Origin of the sequence: Thiocystis violacea (genome assembly GCF_016583575.1) — a bacterium.
In the GTDB taxonomy this organism is placed as follows: Bacteria; Pseudomonadota; Gammaproteobacteria; order Chromatiales; family Chromatiaceae; genus Thiocystis; species Thiocystis violacea.
Window position 1 is genome coordinate 57,967 of the sequence record NZ_NRRG01000013.1, and the last position, 16,599, is coordinate 74,565.

Sequence of the window (16,599 nt, forward strand, 5' to 3'; positions counted from 1 at the left end):
TGATGAGTCCGAACACACCGAGCCTGAGCTGGCGTCCATGAACAAGTCCCAAGCGCTCGTCGTCGACGACGAGCCCGACATTCTCGATCTACTCAAGATCACGCTGGGACGGATGGACGTTCGGGCGGTCACGGCCACGACGGTCGCCGAGGCCAAGCGTCAACTGGAGCGCAACCGCTTCGATCTCTGTCTGACCGACATGAATCTTCCGGACGGCACGGGCTTCGATCTGCTGCGTCATCTCAACGAGCATTATCCCGAGATCCCGGTCGCCATGATCACCGCCCACGGCAATCTGGAGTCCGCCGTCGCCGCCATGAAGGCCGGCGCCTTCGACTTCGTGGCCAAGCCGGTCGACCTCCAGTCGCTGCGCGCCCTGGTCGGCTCCGCCCTCAAGCTGCGCGGACGCGCCCCGGCGAGCGATGAGCGCGCGGGCGTCGGCACGCGTCTGCTCGGAGACTCCCCCGCGATGGAGCGGATCCGGCATCTGATCGCCAAGCTGGCGCGCAACCAGGCCCCGGTCTTCATTACCGGCGAGAGCGGCACCGGGAAGGAACTGGCGGCGCGCCTGATCCACGCCCAGGGACCGCGCGGCGAAGGCCCCTTCATCGCCGTGAACTGCGGCGCCATCCCGCACGATCTGGTGGAAAGCGAGCTGTTCGGCCACAAGAAGGGGAGCTTCACCGGCGCCACCGGCGACAAGGAGGGGCTGTTCCAGGCCGCCGAGGGCGGGACGCTCTTTCTGGACGAGGTGGCGGATCTGCCCTTGCAGGCCCAAGTCAAGCTGCTGCGCGCCATTCAGGAGAAGTGCGTGCGGCCGATCGGAACCCAGCACGAGGTTGCGGTCAATGCCCGCATCATCAGCGCCAGCCACCGTGATCTGAACGCGGAGGTCGAGAAGGGTCATTTCCGCCAGGATCTTTTTTATCGCATCAATGTCATCGAGCTGCGAATGCCCGCCCTGCGCGAGCGACCCGAGGACATCCCGCTACTGGCGGAACAACTCCTGGGACGGCTTGGCCGGGGACAGACGGATGGGACGCCGGCGTCCGGCATGCATTTGTCCGCCGCGGCGATCGAGGCCCTGAAGCGCCATGCGTTTCCGGGCAATGTCCGCGAACTGGAGAACATCCTGGAGCGCGCCACCGCGCTGACCGACGGTCAGCGCATCGAGGTCGCGGATCTCTATCTCACCAAGGGCGAGCCCGCGACCACCAGGCCCAGGGCGGAGGAGCCGGTGGATGACGCGGTGCCGCTCGCGGACTATCCGGGCGAGCTCGAGACGGGGGCCATCCTCGGCGCGCTCGAGAAAGCCCACTGGAACCGCGCGGCGGCGGCCAGGAAGCTGGGCCTGACCCCGAGGTCGCTACGCTATCGTCTCGCCAGGCTCGGAATCGAATAGACTCCAGCCCCTTCCCGATCCCAACGAGGTAACCACGAGTGTCCGATACCAGCCCGGCCCATGACGGCGCCGGTCAGGGCCGCGACCCCTTTGTCGACTGGGTCCGCCAGGCCACACCCTATATTCACGCCCACCGGGGGCGCACCTTCGTCGTCGCCTTCGGCGGCGAGGCGGTCGCCGATGCGCGCTTCCCCGATCTGGTGCATGACATCGCCCTGCTCCACGGGCTCGGCATCCGTCTGGTGCTGGTGCATGGCGCGCGACCGCAGATCGAGGCGCGGCTTCAGGGCCAGGGCGCCGAGCTGCGCTATGTCAACGGACTGCGGGTCACCGACGCCAAGGCGCTCGCCTGCGTCAAGGAGGCCGCCGGCGTGGTGCGGGTCGAGATCGAGGCGCTGCTGTCGCTCGGCCTGGCCAATTCGCCCATGGCCGGGGTCCGCATCCCGGTCGTCTCCGGCAATTTCGTGACGGCGCGCCCGCTCGGTGTCATCGATGGCGTCGACCACGCGCACACCGGCGCGGTGCGCCGGGTCGATCACCGGACCCTGCGGGCGGTGCTTGAACAGGGGGCGGTCGCCCTGATGCCGCCGCTCGGTTACTCGCCCACCGGCGAGGTCTTCAACCTGAGCGCCGCGGATGTCGCGCGCAGCGCGGCGGTCGCCCTGGGCGCGGACAAGCTGATCTTCATGATCGAGAGCGCGACCCGCGCGGACGCCCCAGGGCTTCCCCCGAACCTGCTGGCGCGCGAGGTGGACGCCCTGCTCACCGAGCAGGCCGGCATCCCGGACGAGATCGCGACCTGCCTGCGCGCCGGCGCCGAAGCTTGCCGCGACGGCATCCGGCGCGTCCATCTGGTCGGCCGGCGAGGCGATGGCGCCCTGCTGCGCGAGCTGTTCACCCGCGACGGCAGCGGCACCCTGGTTTCGGCCGAACCCTACGAGGATCTGCGACCGGCCCGGATCGACGACGTGACCGGAATTCTCGAGCTGCTCCGCCCGCTGGAGCAACGGGGGGTGCTGGTGCGTCGCTCACGCGAGCGGTTGGAGACCGAGATCGATCGTTTCCACATCACCGAACGCGACGGTCTGGTCACGGCCTGCGCGGCGCTCTATCCCTACCCGAAGGACGACATGGCCGAGTTGGCCTGTCTGGCGGTCCACCCGGATTACCGGGGCGATCGACGCGGCGACCGTCTGCTCGACCACATCGAGCGACTGGTCCGGGCGCAAGGCATCGGGCGGCTGTTCGTGCTCACCACCCAAACCGCGCACTGGTTCCAGGAGCGCGGGTTCCAGCCGGCCGGGCTCGCCACCCTGCCGATGGAAAAGCGGATCCTCTACAACTTCCAGCGTAACTCCAAGGTTTTTATCAAGACCTTGTGAACGACCCGACCCGATGCGCCCCTGATCCATGCCACCAAGACTCCACCAGCCCATGTCCTTAGAATCCGTTTCCAGATCGCCGTCTCCGGCGACCCCCTCCCGCCAATCCAGACCCAAGCAGCGCGCGCGACGCCCATTCGCCGGTCGACTCGGACGGCTGATCGCCTGTCTCCTGTTCGCGTTCGCGATGGCGCCGACGCCCGTCCTCGGCCAGGGCACCCCGAGCGCCACGCCACTCCCGACCAAATCGCAACTCGACAGCAAGCTTGAGGAGTTGGGGTCGGCGAGCGGGATGGACGAGACGCTGAAGACCTCGCTGAGCGAATCCTATCGGCGCGCCCAGTCGAACCTGGAGGACACGGCCAACTTCGATGCCGAGACGACCAAGCTCGCGGAGATCCTCAAGAGCGCGCCGGAAGAGACCAGGGCGATCCAGAAAACCCTCGAGAAGCTGTCGTCGGAGGCCGCGAACAAGCCGACGCCCGCGCCTCCGGACAACCTGTCGACCGAGGAGATCAGCCAGCGGCTCAACGGGGTGGCCGCGGATGTCGCGGCGCGTGAGACACGGGTGAATGAGCTCGAAAAGCTCATCGACGCCAGCCATGATCAGCCGACCGCCGCGCGGGAACGCCTGCTCGCGATCCGAGCGGCACTCGACGCGCTCGACGGGGAAAGCAAGGGACCATCCGCCGCGGGCGAATCGCCCGAACTCGCCCAGGCCAGGGGCTGGATGTTTGAAACCCGCCGCCAGGCACTCTGGGCCGAGGCGCGGATGCATGAGCAGGCCTTGCTCAGTCAATCCGCCCGAGAGTCACTCTTCAAGGCCCAGCGGGATCTGGCGGCCCTTGAGGTACGCACCCTGAAGGCACGCCAACGCGCGCTCGAGGAGGCCCTGAGCGACCGGCGCAAGGCGCAAGCCGAGGCCGAGCAACTGGCCTCGGAACGGGCGCAACGCGACGCCGAGGACAAACACCCCCTGGTGCGGGAGCTGATCCTGGAAAACGCTCAGATCAGCGACTCGCTCGCGCGCGCCGCCAAGCAGCTCGAGGGGCTCAACGACGAACGGTCCAGGGTAGAGTCGGAACACAAACGCATCGAGGACGACTATCGGGGCGCGAAGCAACGGCTGGAGGCGGTGGGTCTCAGCAAGGCGTTAGGCCAGGTGCTGCTCGATCGCCGCAATCAGCTCCCCGATCCGCGTCAGTATCGCGCCGGCATCCGGGATCGGGAGAACCAGATCGCGGAAGCGACCTTGCGGCAGATTCGCTACCGCGAGGAGGAACGGCTGATGCGCGATCCGAACCGCCACATCGAGGATCTGACCGCCGCGGACGCCAGCGCCCAAACCGACGGGATCCGCGCGCAGATCGGCGCCGCGCTCCAACAGCGCAAGCGCCTGATCACGCAGGCGCTCAAGAGCGAGGAGGATTACATCCGCCATCTCGGCGAACTCAATTATGCCTCCGAGCGCGTCGTCCAGACCGCGGCGGATTACGACACCTTCCTCGCCGAACGTCTGCTGTGGGTGCGCAGCGCGACGGCCCTGGGCGCGGACTCCCTGGCCAGTGTGCCGGCGGCCATTGCCTGGGTCTTCGGCAAGGAAGACTGGAAGGCGATGCCGCTGGCCCTTGGCGAGCGGATTCAAACCTCGTTCCTGTTCTGGACCGGCCTCGCCCTCGGCGGCCTCCTGACCTGGAAAACCTCGGCGATCCGGCGCGCGATCCGTTCCAGGGCGGAGCCACTGCGCCGGGTGCGCACGGACGGCATTGGGTTCACCCTCCAGGCCATCGGCCTGACCCTGCTGCTCGCCCTCCCGCTCCCGCTTCTGCTCGGGCTGGTCGGCCAGCAACTTCAACTCGCGACCGAAGCCACCACCCACACGCGGGCGTTTGGCGCGGCACTCGTTCAGGTCGCGTTCGGGCTCTACTATCTGCGCGCCTTTCGCAACCTCTGCATCAGCGGCGGCGTCGCCGACCGGCATTTTCGCTGGGGCAACGAGGCCCTCGCCCGCATCAGGCGCGACTTCGACTGGTTCACCCTCTATGTCATCCCGATCTCGCTGATCACCGTCGCGGTCTATCACCACAACGATGCCGCCTATACCAGCAGTCTCGGACGCCTGACATTGATCCTGAGCATGCTCGGTTTCGCGGTCTTCTTCGCCCGTCTGCTCAACCCCGGCACCGGCGCCCTCAAGGGCTTCCTCGCCGCGCATCCGCAAGGTTGGCTCAACCGCCTGCGCCACCTCTGGTTCCCCTTGATCGTGGGGGCGCCGCTGGCACTGGCCGCGCTGGCCGTCATCGGCTATGTCTACACGGCCGGCGTACTCTTTCAGTCCCTGGTCTATCAGCTCTGGCTGGTCCTGGCCCTGGTGACCCTGCACCAGACGATCGTGCGCTGGCTGATCCTCACCCGACGCCGTCTCGCCCTCCAGGCCGCGCTCGATCGGCAAGCCGCGCGGCGCGCCCAGGCGGAAGGCGAGCGGAGCGATAGCGCGGCGGTGCCCGACGTCTTTCTCGTGGAGGAGGCGGAGCCGGATCTCGCCGCCCTAGACGAGCGGACCCGACGACTGATCAACACCTCCGTGTTCATCGGAGGCGCCATCGGGCTCTGGGCGACCTGGTCGGAGGTATTGCCGGCCTTCAGCTTTCTGGAACACTTCGCGCTCTGGCATTCCACCCGGATGGTCGATGGCGTCGAGCAGGCGATCCCGGTCACGGTGTCCGACATCGGGCTGGTGCTGGCGGTCGTCTTCGTGGCGACGATCGCGGCCCGCAACCTGCCCGCCCTGCTCGAAATCCTTCTCTTGCAGAGCCCATCCGTCTCGGCGGGCGCCCGCTACACGATCAAGACGCTCTCAAGTTATCTGATCGCGGCGGTCGCCTTCATGCTCGTCTTCAGCACGCTCGGCCTGAGCTGGGGAAAGGTGCAATGGCTGGTCGCCGCGCTCGGTGTCGGCATCGGGTTCGGCCTGCAGGAGATCGTCGCCAACTTCATCAGCGGACTCATCATCCTGTTCGAGCGCCCGGTGCGTGTCGGCGACATCGTGACCATCGGCGACACCACGGGCGTGGTGACCAACATCCGCATCCGCGCGACGACCATCCGCAACTGGGACAAGCAGGAGCTGCTGGTACCCAACAAGGAGTTCATCACCGATCGCCTGCTCAACTGGACCCTGACCGATCAACAAAACCGCATCACCATCAAGGTCGGCATCGAATACGGCAGCGACACCAAAAAGGCCCTGGAACTGCTCGCGGGAATCGCCGAAGCGCACGAACGGGTGCTGGAGGATCCCGAACCCTTGGTGAGTTTCGAAGGCTTCGCCGACAGTTCGTTGAGCCTGGTGCTGCGCTGTTACCTGGATTCGCTGGATGGCCGCATCGGCGTCATCACGGATCTGCACCAGGCGATCTACGAGACCTTCGCCGAGCAGGGCCTTCAGATCGCCTTTCCGCAACGCGATGTCCGGCTCCACACGCAAACGCCGATGGATGTGCGACTGCATCGCGACGAGAGGCCGGGGCGCCAGGACGCGGATGGGGCGGACTCACTGGAGAGGGGTGACGGGGATAGCTGAGACCGGCCAGGAACCGGTGGGTGAAAGGCGGCGTGGACCCACGCCGCCGGAGCTGGGTTCAGCTCAACTCGTCGAAATCCGGGTCATCGAGCAGTTCGCGCAAACGCTTGATCTCGCGCATGTGCTCGATGCGCCGCCGAACGTCCAGACTGGCCGACTGACCGCGCGCATCCTGTGATGGGATGGGAGGGACACGATCGACGACTTCGTCGCCGTAGCCAACTTCGGGATCCAACATCTCCTCTACCTCGGGGATTAAACGAACAACATCGATAGAGGCGGCGTATATCCGAAATCGACCGCGATTGGAAGAGATATTTTGCAATCTTCATAATTAAACCCGAGACCCGTGAACTGGCGCGCACGGTGACACCAACGGCCCGCGCCTTGACAGGTTCGCGCGGATCGCCGAATCGGCGGGCACGAAACCCCGCGCATGGCGTTGGCGCGGACGACCCCGCGATTCTGATACCATTCGCGCCCTCGCCTCCCGCGCTGGATCCGACCCATGCCTGAAGAAGCCATGCAGGCCATCGACCACCCCACCCCAAGGACCGTCGCCGCCATCGATCTGGGCTCCAACAGTTTTCATATGATCGTCGCCCGTATCGACGAGGGGCATGCCCGGATCAACGACCGCCTCAAGGAGATGGTTCGGCTCGGCGAAGGTCTCAACGACGACCGCTCGATCGACCCCGAGGTCGTCGAGCGCGCGCTCGCCTGCCTGGAGCGATTCGGTCAGCGCCTGCGGGATTTCCAACCGGAAGACGTGCGCGCCGTTGGCACCAACACCTTGCGGCAGATGCGCCCCGACACGGATTTCATCGAACGCGCCGAGGCGGCCCTGGGCCATCCCATCGATGTGATCGCCGGCCGCGAGGAGGCCCGGCTCATCTATCTGGGCGTCGCCCATGGCCTGGCCGCCGGCGGGGAACGTCGCCTGGTGGTCGACATCGGCGGCGGCAGCACCGAGATCATCGTCGGCCTGGGCTTCTCGCCGAGATTGCGCGAGAGCCTGCACATGGGCTGCGTCAGCATGTCGCGCAAGCACTTCGCCGATGGTCGCGTCACCGCCAAGGCCATGCAACGGGCGGAATTGACCGGCGCGCTGGAGGTTCGGCCGGTACGCGAGATCTTCCGCCGCGCGCGCTGGCAACAGGCGGTCGGCAGCTCGGGGACCATCCGTGCCATCGCCGCCGTGGTCAACGCCGAGGGCTGGTGCGAGGACGGCATCTCGGCCGAATCCCTGACCCGTCTGCGCGATGCCCTGATCGACGCCGGCAAGGTCTCCACGCTGGGACTCAAAGGCATGACCGAGGAGCGCCAACCGGTCTTCGCCGGCGGCGTCGCCGTGCTGCGCTCGGTGTTCGAGTCGCTCGGTATCCAGCACATGCGGGTCTCCGACTACGCGCTCCGCGAAGGTTTGGTCTACGAGATGATGGGTCGCCACCAGCATGGCGACGTGCGCGAGCGGACCGTCAATACCATCGGTCGCCAGTTCCAGATCGAGCAGGCCCATGGGCAGCGGGTCGAAGCGACCGCTCGCATCCTCTACCGTCAGTTGATGGCGCCTTGGTCGCTGAGTGATCCCGAGCATCCGCTGATGCTTTCCTGGGCCGCGCGGCTGCATGAGATCGGCGTCATGGTGGCCCACAGCCAGTACCAGAAGCACGGCGCCTATCTGCTGCGCCATGCCGACCTGCCCGGCTTCACCCGTCAGGAACAATTGCTGCTCGCGGCCCTGGTGCTCGGGCATCGTCGCAAGTTCCCGGTGCAGGACTTCGCGGCGCTCCCCAAGGACATCCAGAAACAGGCCCGCCGGCTCTGCGTCATCCTGCGCCTGGCGGTACTGATGCACCGCGGACGCTCGGCCGACAACAAGCCCGATCCGCGCCTTCAGGCCGAGGGCGACACCCTGACCCTGAGCTTCCCGGACGACTGGCTCGCCAGCCATCCGCTGACCCAATTGGAGCTGGAACAGGAGGCGGAGCGACTCGCGGCGGCGGGGATTCGCTTGAGCTTCGGCTGAGGCGCCGAACCCTTGCCCGCGCGCCAGGGGCCATCCGGACATGGCGTGGGATCGATATTCTTTTCGCTTATCCTGATAGAATCCAGGGTCACGCGGGCGTGATCCCGCGTCGACATACGACAGACTTCGCCCCGCCGCCGCGATTTCCGCGCCGGTGTTTTGCAGCTCACTCTGGAGGATCCATAAGAATGGCTACACTCTTTTCCGCTGAGTGGATGAACCAACTGAAGGACGCCTGGAACAACGAACCGGAAGTCAGCGACAAGCTGGCCGAGATCGATTTCAACTCCGTCATCTGCTGCGGGTTCAAGGATGACGAGAATCCGCTCGGCGTGTTCGTGGTCGAGAATGGTCGCTGCGTGCGCGCCGGTTCCTGGTCGGAAAGCGAGCCACCCGCCAACTGGGACATGCGCGCCGACAGGAAGGACTGGCTCAAGTGGGTCGAGAACGGCATCGGCATGATGGGCATGGGAACCGCGTTCGCCACCGGCAAGCTCAAGTTCAAGGTCGGTGACTACAAGGCCATCATCAAGGATCCCCGCATGGCCAATCCCTTCGTCAAAAGCTTCGGCCTGATGCAGCAGCTCGACACCGACGAGCTCAAGTAATCGCGCCGACGCACGGCCGGTAACGATCGAAGCCCGCCAATGGCGGGCTTTTTCTTGCCCGCTCGACCCAGGCCGCCCGAAGTTCCAAGCGACTCAGGGGCGGTTTTCGGAACCCGCGGATGGTCGCTTGAGCCGGCGGGCGTATTCGCTCGCGGCCTCCTGATCGCCGGCCTCCTGGTTGAAGGTCACCAGGGCGACCAGAATGTCGCGGTCATCCGGATGCCGCTCAAGGGCGGCTCGCAGGATCCTCAGTGCCTGCGGCAGATCCCCGGCGCCCCGCACGGCCAGTGCCCGTACATAGGCATAGCGCGCGCTCTCGGGCGCGAGCTCGGCAGCCCGCGTCAGGGACTCCACCGCTTTCGCCCTGTCCCCGTTGCGAATCAGCCATAGCCCCAGTGCCTGATGCAGGCTGGCCTCGTCCGGCAGGACAGCCAGGCCCTCGCGCAGCACCGGCTCGCCCTCCGGATCCCGTCCGAGCGAGCGGTAGAGATCGGCGAGATTGACGTAGGCCGGCCCAAAGCGCGGATCGAGCCGCAAGGCGGTACGGTAGGCGCGCTCCGCCGCTTGCGGATCCCGAGCCGCCGTCTCGACCAGACCGATGTTCAGGTGCGACTCCGGCCGTTCGGCGTTCGCGAGCTGGGTGTCCCGATACTCACGCAAGGCGCCCTCCAGGCCCTGCCGCTGTTCATCGGACAGTGGCCAGGCGACGAGCGGCGCCAGGGTTTGGGCCGCCTCCGCGCGCACCGCCAGGATCGGATCCTTGAGCCGCGGGAAGCCGAGATCCAGCCGGGTCTTGGGATCCGTCACATCGAGGTAGCGGACGGCCGCCCCCCGCACCAGGGGATCTCCATCCACGAGCAGGCGCCGTAGGCTAAGCAGATGGCTGGGATCGGGAAAATCGCGCAGCAGATCGAGCGCGGTGGCACGCGCGATCCCCGGCTGGCTCGCGTCGGCGGCGAGGGCGATGAGTCCTGGACCGGCCTCCGGCGCGCCGACGCGACCGGCGTGAAGGGCCTCGCCGTAGTGCGGACGCTGACTCGTCGCCTCGCCATACCATTGACGCGCCGCCTCGGCGGCCCACTGCGCCGTCTGGTCGGCATGGCAGGCGTTGCAGGCGTTGGGAGTGCCGATCTTGAGGGTCAGGTCCGGACGCGGAACACGCAGACTGTGATCCGCCCGTTCGTCGATGACCATGTAATGACGCTGCGGCATGTGGCAGGCCACGCAGGAGGCCCCCGCGGAACCAGGCGCGTGATGATGGTGGGTCTCGACGTCGTAGCGGTCGGCCGCGTGGCACTGGGCACAGACCAGATTGCCAGGCGCCTTAGGCTTGAGGCTATGGGCGTCATGACAGTCGGTACAGGTCACGCCCTTGGCGTACATCCGGCTCTGGATGAAGGAACCATAGTCATAAACCTCGCCCTGGATCTGACCATCGGGGTAATAGAGTTCGGCGTCGAGCAGGGCGAGCCGGTGGCTGTCACCGAGCGGTCGTCCATGCTCGTAGATTTCGTTGATCTGGCCGCGCCGCGAATGACAGCGGGCGCACACATCCACCTGGGTATGCCGCTCGCGCGGCACGGAGCGCGCCGGTAGGCCGGTCTTCGCGTCGACCGTCCAGACGCCCCCATCGCGATCGGCGAGATCGACCACCAGCCCCTTGCCGGCGTCCCAGGCCGGCGGCCGATCCGCCGTCGCCGCTCCGGCCTGTTCGACATGGCGAGACGCCGGCCCGTGGCAGGCCTCGCAGGCGACGTCGATCTCCGACCAGGTGGTGTCGTAGCTGTCGGTCGCGAGGTCGTAGCCCTTTTTCAGATTGGTGGCATGACACTCGGCGCACTGGTAGTTCCAGTTCTGATCGCGGCCGGTCCAGTGCAGTCGATGGCCGTGGTCGACCCGCTCGTCCGGATAGAGATGGAACCAGCGCTGACCGCCCTCCTCCGCCGCGCGGCTGTCCCAGGCGATCCCCAGGCTCTGAAAACGCCCACCGGGAAACTCGATGAGGTACTGCTGAAGCGGCCACCAACCGAAGGTGTAGCGGATCTCATAGTCCCGCAAGCGTCCGTCGGGGCCATCGGTGCGGACCAGATAGGCGCCGTCGCGACGGAAGAACCGCGAGGTCACGCCATGGGCGGTGAATTCGGCATCGCGGAAGTCGCCGAGGACGGTCGCCTCGGTCACCTCGGTGATCGCCAGATCGTGGTGGGATCCACGCCACCGTTCGAACTCGGCCGGATGACAGGTCGCGCAGGACTGGCTACCGGCATAGTCGGCCGGTCGGGGAGACCCGGCCCCGGCGATCGCCGCTCCGGAGAACGCCAGACTCACGAGCAGGAACAGGACGAAGCGCATCGGATTCATGGGCAGGCTTCTCGATTATCCTAAAAAAAGAGCCTCCAGCCTCCAGCTATTGGGAATCAGCCACTTGGCCATTGACCGAGACCGACCGAGGCTCACCCATTGGGTGAAGCCCGCAAGCCGCGAACACCTCGGCCATACAACGGCTGGAGGCGGATCGCTGGCGGCTGGCGGCTGGCGGCTGTCCCACCGGGCAGGCTGAATATCCTATTCCCCATCAACCCGCTCTGGCACCGATCAGTTCGATCGGGTAGCCGTCGGGATCCTCGACAAAGGCAATGATGGTACTTCCCGCATTCATCGGGCCGGCATCACGCAGGATCTTGCCGCCCTGGGCCTTGATCCGGGCGGTGGCCTGGTGGACATCATCCACCTCGATGGCGATGTGGCCGTATCCGCTGCCCAAGGTGTATTGCTCCACGCCCCAGTTGTAGGTCAGCTCGATCACGGTCTGTTCGGACTCGTCTCCATAACCGAGAAAGGCCAGGGTGAATTCGCCGTCGGGATAGTCCTTGCGACGCAGCAGCTTCATCCCAAGGATCTGGGTGTAGAAGTCGATGGAGCGTTGCAGATCGCCGGTGCGCAGCATGGTGTGGAGGATTCTCATGGATCGGACCCTTTGGTTGCGAGAGACATGGACAAGGTAGCCGGGCGCACCTGCAAGGTCGGGCGCCGTCAGGGTGACGGACATCCTTCCGGAATCGACGCCGCCGGTCATCAAGCGCCCAGCTTGCTTCCCCCAAGACCGAAGCGGGCCATGAGGCGCGGCAACTCCTGATGCGGGTCGCCGGCGTGCAGCAAGCCCGCGATCCGCATGACGATCGGCTCTCTCTTCACGTTTCCCGACGGGAGCAGTTCAACGGCGCCGATACGTTCCCGGATGGGTTGAGGGAGCGTCCATTGAGCCTGGAGCTGATCGCCCGCGCGGGCCGCATTCTTGCTTAGAACGGACGCGCATGTCGCCTCGTCCAGGACGTGTCCATCGTCGATCCAGGCCTGCATGAGTTGCAGCAGGGACAATTCGCCAACCCGATAGAGCAGACAGGCACTCCGGCAGGCCGCCACATCGAACTCAAGGTGCTGCCTCAACTTCGAGACGACCCCGATCAGCGACATGGCATCACGTTGACAATCCAGGTATTTGGCCTTTAGAAAATCCTGTTTGAGATGGCTCCCCGCGAACAATGACAGCTCCATGGCCAGGTTGATGAAACCATCCACGCCGATTTGCCGGAGCGCCGCGTCGAATGTCTCGACGAGATCCGTTCCACCCATGTAGTGATGGCTATTCGCCAGACTCAAAAGGCGAAAGAGCAAGGCCGAGTCGGCCTGGCATCGACGCATGATGTTGATGCGCTCATCGGCCTCCATCTCGCGGATCCGCGCGATGGATTCGACGAGATCCGGATCGATCGGCAGACCGAGCGCGCCCTCTGTCACCTGGCGCTTGATGAAGTCGTCGATCGAGTCCTCCGCGACCTCGGATCCCGAAGGCTCATGGTGCGAGGTCATGATCCGCGACAGACTCGCCATGACCTGCTTGGCGTCGAAGGGTTTCGTGATATAGGCGTCTACCTGACAGGCCCGGGCGGCCAGTACCTTGTCCCGATCCGAGTAAGCGGTAATCATCACGCACACCGCTTTCTTGTCGGATCGCCGGATCTGTTTCAGCAGATCGAGTCCGCTCATCCTGGGAAGACCCCAGTCGAGCAGGATCAGATCCGCGCCCACGGTTCTCCAGTGCTCCAGCGCCGAACGGGGATCCGCCTCCAGAATCACCGAGACATCCGACCAGGTTCGCTTGACCATGCGCATCAGTAAGGCGCCTGTCGGCGGATCGTCCTCGACGATCATTACGCGAATCACGAATGGTCTCCAAACATCGGATTTAGGCGATTTCCGGGACAGTCCGTACCCGACCGAAAGCTCCGGAATGGGACAGGATCAACAGCTCGGCCGGCGCCGATGATAACTCGGTCGCCCGCCTGGCGAATCGCCGGGGAAGTAAGAAAATGAACTGACGGGAGTTCACCCGAGAATGGTCAGCCAAGGGTGTAACCGGCATCGACATTGAGTATCGCGCCCGTCACGAGCCGCGCGCGCGAGGAGACGAGAAACATCACGGCGTCCGCGACGTCGGCCGGCGTGACGACCTCCTGGCGCAGGACGTGACGACGGGCGCTGATCTCTTGCATCAGATCCGTCGCGCCTCCCCACATCGCCGTATCCACCACGCCGGGGGCGACGCCATTGACACGGATCCCGCGCGGCCCAAGGGCCAGGGCGAGCCGCCGGGTCAGCATGTCGAGACCGGCCTTGCTCACGGAATAACTGGTGGAGGTGCAGGTGACGAAGGGGTGCTGGGCGCAGGCGGAAGAGAGATTGATCACCACCGGAGCGGCGGCGCGCCCGAGCAGACCGACACAGGATTGGGTCAGGGCGAAGGGGGCGATCAGGTTGATCTCGATGGTCTCGCGCCAGTGCTCCAGACTCTCCTCCAGCGTTCCGGAGTCACGGATGACCCCGGCGTTGTTGACCAGGATGTCGAGCCGACCCACGTCGGCCGCCAGTCTCTCGACCAGCCGGCGGCGAAAGCCGTCATCGGTGACATCGCCTTCCAGCGCGACCAGCGCGTCCTCGTCCACCGCGTCCGCCCAACGCGATCTCAGGGCCGCGAGCCTGGCGGGATCTCGACCGAAGGTGTAGACGCGATCGCCGGCATCCAGGAACGCCTCGACCAATCCGGCCCCAATGCCCGAGGTGCCGCCGCTGACGCAGACGATTCGAGCGGATTCGCCCAGTTCTTCCATCAACGTTCCCTCTGCCCGAGATTGGCATGGATCAGGGCGCCGTTGAGCACCGGCGCCTGGGCGGCGAAGGCGACCGCCTCGGCGATTTCCTCCGGCTCGATCAGACGATCGAAGGCACTGAGTCCGGTGATGGCGGCCAGGGTTTGGGGATCCTCGCCGATGAGCCGGCGCAGCTGCTCGGTATCCGTGAAGCCGGGGCAGATCATGCAGGTATGGACGCCGCGCCCCGCCAGATCCTGACAGGTCGCGCGCATCATTCCGGCCAGGGCATGCTTGGCGATCACGTAGCTGGCCACCCCCGGCACGGCCTTCTCGGCGAGCGTCGAACCGATATAGATGACGCTCGACCCTGGTTTCATGCCAGGCAGAATCAGTCGGTTGAGCGTGTTGGCGGCGACGATGTTGAGTTCCAGCACGGCGCGCAGATCCGTGTTTTCGAGCGCATCGACGCGATCCATGCGCATCGTCGAGGCGTTGTGGACGAGACAGAGACGCTCGGCGGCGGCGAACCGGCTCGACCAATCGGCGCTCAGGGCGTCAAGAACACCGGGGTCGGAGAGATCGCAAGCGAGATTCTCGACCCCGCGCTCGGGACAAGGCCGCCGCGAGAGGTTGGCGACGTCCCAGCCATCGACCAGGAAGCGGGTGGCGATCGCACGCCCGATTCCGGAACTGGCGCCCGTGATGATCAATTGATTCATGATGCGAACTCCCACTGGGCGATGGCCCATTGACCCTGGCCCGAGGAGACCCCCAGCTCGATCGCGCGGATCTCCATCGCGGCGACTTCCGAACGCTCCCGCAGCCGCGCGAGCAGCAGCGGCGCCAGTTCCTCGATGGTGACATTGCGGATGGGCAGCAACAAGACATCGCGCTCCAGAAAGGGAATGCGCTCATCGGCGAAATACGCGAAAACCAGACCATCCTGGCGCTCGATACGCAGATAGGGCGACGACAAGGGCAGGAGCACGCGCTCATCGAGCCCGTCGCAGAGTTCCTTGAGCAGACGCTTGAGAATCACATAGTCGAAGGTGAGACCGCTGTCTCCCACCAGGGCCGTGACCAGGCAACGCACGCGAAAGTTGTGCCCATGCAGATTCTCCCGCTCGGTGGCCGAGAAGATGGTGAAGTGCCCGGCACTGAAGTTCAGATAGTCCTTGCTGATCTCAAGACGGGTCAGGGTCGCGTCTGCCACCGAAGTCCTCCGGATGTCGCGGCCCCACTCGAAGTTCGCGTGGCCACTGGTTCTTTCACGCAAAGATGAGGGTCATTGTCCCGGATCAAACCCTCTCGGGGACCGGCCTCGTTCGCTCCAGGGTCTGGATCAATCCGGAAGCTGTTTCCTCGGGGATCGAAAGAGGCTGACCCCGATCGCCAGCAGGGTCAAGGGAATCACGAAGCCCAGCATCGCGACCTCGAACTCGCGGGTGAACGAGGCATCGGTCGAGCGCATCAGGACGTAGCCGATATAGGCGAGGAAATAGGCAAGGAAGACGGCGCCCTCGAGACGATCGATCCGACGCCCCGTGAAGAAGATCGGCAGACAGAGCAGCGCCGTGGCGATCATGATGGGCATGTCGAGGGTCAGCAGGTCGCGCGAAACGGGAATTCCGCCCGGCGCCACCAGGGCGCCGATTCCGAGCACGCCCAGGATGTTGAAGAGATTGCTGCCGACGACGTTGCCCACGGCGATATCCCGGTTCCCCCGCAGGCTGGCGATCACCGAGGTCATCAACTCGGGCAAGGATGTCCCGACCGCCACCAGGGTCAGGCCGATCACCAGCTCATCGACACCCAGGGCCAGCGCGATGTCCACCGCGCCCATCACCAGCAGCCGCGCCCCAACCGCCAGCAGGACCAGCCCGGTCAGCAGCCAGCCGACCTGGATCAAGAGATGAGTCGGCCTGATCCCGCCATCGCCCCCAAGGGCCTGGGCGAACTCCTCCCGCACCTCGGCCGCCTCGCGCTGGCCCTGCCTCACGGACCAGGCCACGTAGGCGACGAGCAGCAGAAACAGCAGACCAGCATCCAGATGACCGATCCCGTGGCGCGAAGCCATGAACCAGAGACCGACCGAGGCGACGATCACCAGCGGCACGTCGATACGCACGATGCGGCTGTGCACCGCCAGGGGCGCGATGACCGCGGACAGGCCGAGCACCAGCAGAACATTGGCGATATTACTGCCCACGACATTGCCGAGGGCGATATCGGCGGCGCCGGACCAGGCGGACTGGACCGTTACCGCCAGTTCGGGCGCGCTGGTGCCGAAGGCGACCACCGTGAGCCCGATGACCAGCGGACTGACACGCATGGCCGAGGCCAGCGCCGAGGCCGATCGGACCAGATACTCGCCGCCGCCGACGAGCCCCAGGAAGCCGATGATCACCAGGATTAGGGACAGGATCCATTCAGGCATGGGCGCGA

Annotated in this window: 13 protein-coding genes; 5 read left to right on the top strand and 8 right to left on the bottom strand. The window is 65.7% G+C overall.

Features of this window, described 5'->3' with window-relative positions; translation table 11 throughout:
• Positions 1-37 precede the first annotated feature (37 nt).
• Genes CKO27_RS08895 through CKO27_RS08905 form a run of 3 tightly spaced genes read left to right on the top strand, consistent with a single transcriptional unit; the run spans position 38 to position 6,367 of the window.
• Positions 38-1,402 (top strand): sigma-54-dependent transcriptional regulator, encoded by a 1,365-nt coding sequence (locus tag CKO27_RS08895; RefSeq protein WP_200374526.1) that lies wholly within the window; start codon positions 38-40, stop codon positions 1,400-1,402.
• Positions 1,403-1,440: 38 nt separating this feature from the next.
• A complete protein-coding gene (argA, locus tag CKO27_RS08900; protein WP_200374527.1) occupies positions 1,441-2,784 on the top strand; it encodes an amino-acid N-acetyltransferase in 1,344 nt (447 codons plus the stop codon).
• 52 nt (positions 2,785-2,836) lie between these two features.
• A complete protein-coding gene (locus CKO27_RS08905) occupies positions 2,837-6,367 on the top strand; it encodes a mechanosensitive ion channel domain-containing protein (protein ID WP_242470808.1) in 3,531 nt (1,176 codons plus the stop codon).
• A 58-nt stretch (positions 6,368-6,425) separates the two neighbouring features.
• On the opposite strand, the gene CKO27_RS08910 is transcribed toward CKO27_RS08905, so the two are convergent.
• Positions 6,426-6,605: a PA3496 family putative envelope integrity protein gene (locus CKO27_RS08910; RefSeq protein ID WP_200374528.1), complete on the bottom strand. Its 180-nt coding sequence runs from the start codon at positions 6,603-6,605 to the stop codon at positions 6,426-6,428.
• Positions 6,606-6,875: 270 nt separating this feature from the next.
• Between CKO27_RS08910 and ppx the strand changes: the two genes are divergently transcribed.
• Both ppx and CKO27_RS08920 read left to right on the top strand, forming a co-directional pair.
• Entirely contained in the window at positions 6,876-8,396 is a 1,521-nt protein-coding gene (ppx, locus tag CKO27_RS08915) for an exopolyphosphatase (protein WP_200374529.1), read from the top strand.
• Between the two features lie 188 nt (positions 8,397-8,584).
• Entirely contained in the window at positions 8,585-9,004 is a 420-nt protein-coding gene (locus CKO27_RS08920) for an SCP2 sterol-binding domain-containing protein (RefSeq protein ID WP_200374530.1), read from the top strand.
• A gap of 93 nt (positions 9,005-9,097) precedes the next feature.
• Here CKO27_RS08920 and CKO27_RS08925 read toward each other — a convergent pair whose 3' ends face one another.
• From CKO27_RS08925 to CKO27_RS08955, 7 genes are all read right to left on the bottom strand, one after another.
• Entirely contained in the window at positions 9,098-11,365 is a 2,268-nt protein-coding gene (locus tag CKO27_RS08925) for a tetratricopeptide repeat protein (RefSeq protein WP_200374531.1), read from the bottom strand.
• 214 nt (positions 11,366-11,579) lie between these two features.
• Positions 11,580-11,969, bottom strand: coding sequence for a lactoylglutathione lyase (gene gloA, locus CKO27_RS08930; RefSeq protein ID WP_242470809.1), 390 nt, complete (start codon positions 11,967-11,969; stop codon positions 11,580-11,582).
• 110 nt (positions 11,970-12,079) lie between these two features.
• A complete protein-coding gene (locus tag CKO27_RS08935; protein ID WP_338115951.1) occupies positions 12,080-13,228 on the bottom strand; it encodes a response regulator in 1,149 nt (382 codons plus the stop codon).
• 176 nt (positions 13,229-13,404) lie between these two features.
• Positions 13,405-14,172, bottom strand: coding sequence for an SDR family NAD(P)-dependent oxidoreductase (locus tag CKO27_RS08940; RefSeq protein ID WP_200374533.1), 768 nt, complete (start codon positions 14,170-14,172; stop codon positions 13,405-13,407).
• Positions 14,172-14,873, bottom strand: coding sequence for an SDR family NAD(P)-dependent oxidoreductase (locus CKO27_RS08945; protein WP_200374534.1), 702 nt, complete (start codon positions 14,871-14,873; stop codon positions 14,172-14,174). Before CKO27_RS08945 ends, CKO27_RS08940 begins: the two co-directional genes overlap by 1 nt.
• Positions 14,870-15,367: a 6-carboxytetrahydropterin synthase gene (locus CKO27_RS08950; protein ID WP_200374535.1), complete on the bottom strand. Its 498-nt coding sequence runs from the start codon at positions 15,365-15,367 to the stop codon at positions 14,870-14,872. Before CKO27_RS08950 ends, CKO27_RS08945 begins: the two co-directional genes overlap by 4 nt.
• Before the next feature lie 129 nt (positions 15,368-15,496).
• Positions 15,497-16,591 carry a calcium/sodium antiporter gene (locus CKO27_RS08955; RefSeq protein WP_200374536.1) on the bottom strand — a complete coding sequence of 365 codons (1,095 nt, stop codon included), beginning with the start codon at positions 16,589-16,591 and terminating at the stop codon, positions 15,497-15,499.
• Between the last annotated feature and the right edge of the window lie 8 nt (positions 16,592-16,599).

What these genes read in the sequence shown, in the direction of transcription:
- CKO27_RS08895 (WP_200374526.1), top strand. Translation starts at nt 38, where the DNA reads ATGAACAAGTCCCAAGCGCTCGTCGTCGACGACGAGCCCGACATTCTC.
- CKO27_RS08905 (WP_242470808.1), top strand. Translation starts at nt 2,837, where the DNA reads ATGTCCTTAGAATCCGTTTCCAGATCGCCGTCTCCGGCGACCCCCTCC.
- CKO27_RS08910 (WP_200374528.1), bottom strand. Translation starts at nt 6,605, where the DNA reads ATGTTGGATCCCGAAGTTGGCTACGGCGACGAAGTCGTCGATCGTGTC.
- ppx (WP_200374529.1), top strand. Translation starts at nt 6,876, where the DNA reads ATGCCTGAAGAAGCCATGCAGGCCATCGACCACCCCACCCCAAGGACC.
- CKO27_RS08920 (WP_200374530.1), top strand. Translation starts at nt 8,585, where the DNA reads ATGGCTACACTCTTTTCCGCTGAGTGGATGAACCAACTGAAGGACGCC.
- CKO27_RS08925 (WP_200374531.1), bottom strand. Translation starts at nt 11,365, where the DNA reads ATGAATCCGATGCGCTTCGTCCTGTTCCTGCTCGTGAGTCTGGCGTTC.
- gloA (WP_242470809.1), bottom strand. Translation starts at nt 11,969, where the DNA reads ATGAGAATCCTCCACACCATGCTGCGCACCGGCGATCTGCAACGCTCC.
- CKO27_RS08940 (WP_200374533.1), bottom strand. Translation starts at nt 14,172, where the DNA reads ATGGAAGAACTGGGCGAATCCGCTCGAATCGTCTGCGTCAGCGGCGGC.
- CKO27_RS08945 (WP_200374534.1), bottom strand. Translation starts at nt 14,873, where the DNA reads ATGAATCAATTGATCATCACGGGCGCCAGTTCCGGAATCGGGCGTGCG.
- CKO27_RS08955 (WP_200374536.1), bottom strand. Translation starts at nt 16,591, where the DNA reads ATGCCTGAATGGATCCTGTCCCTAATCCTGGTGATCATCGGCTTCCTG.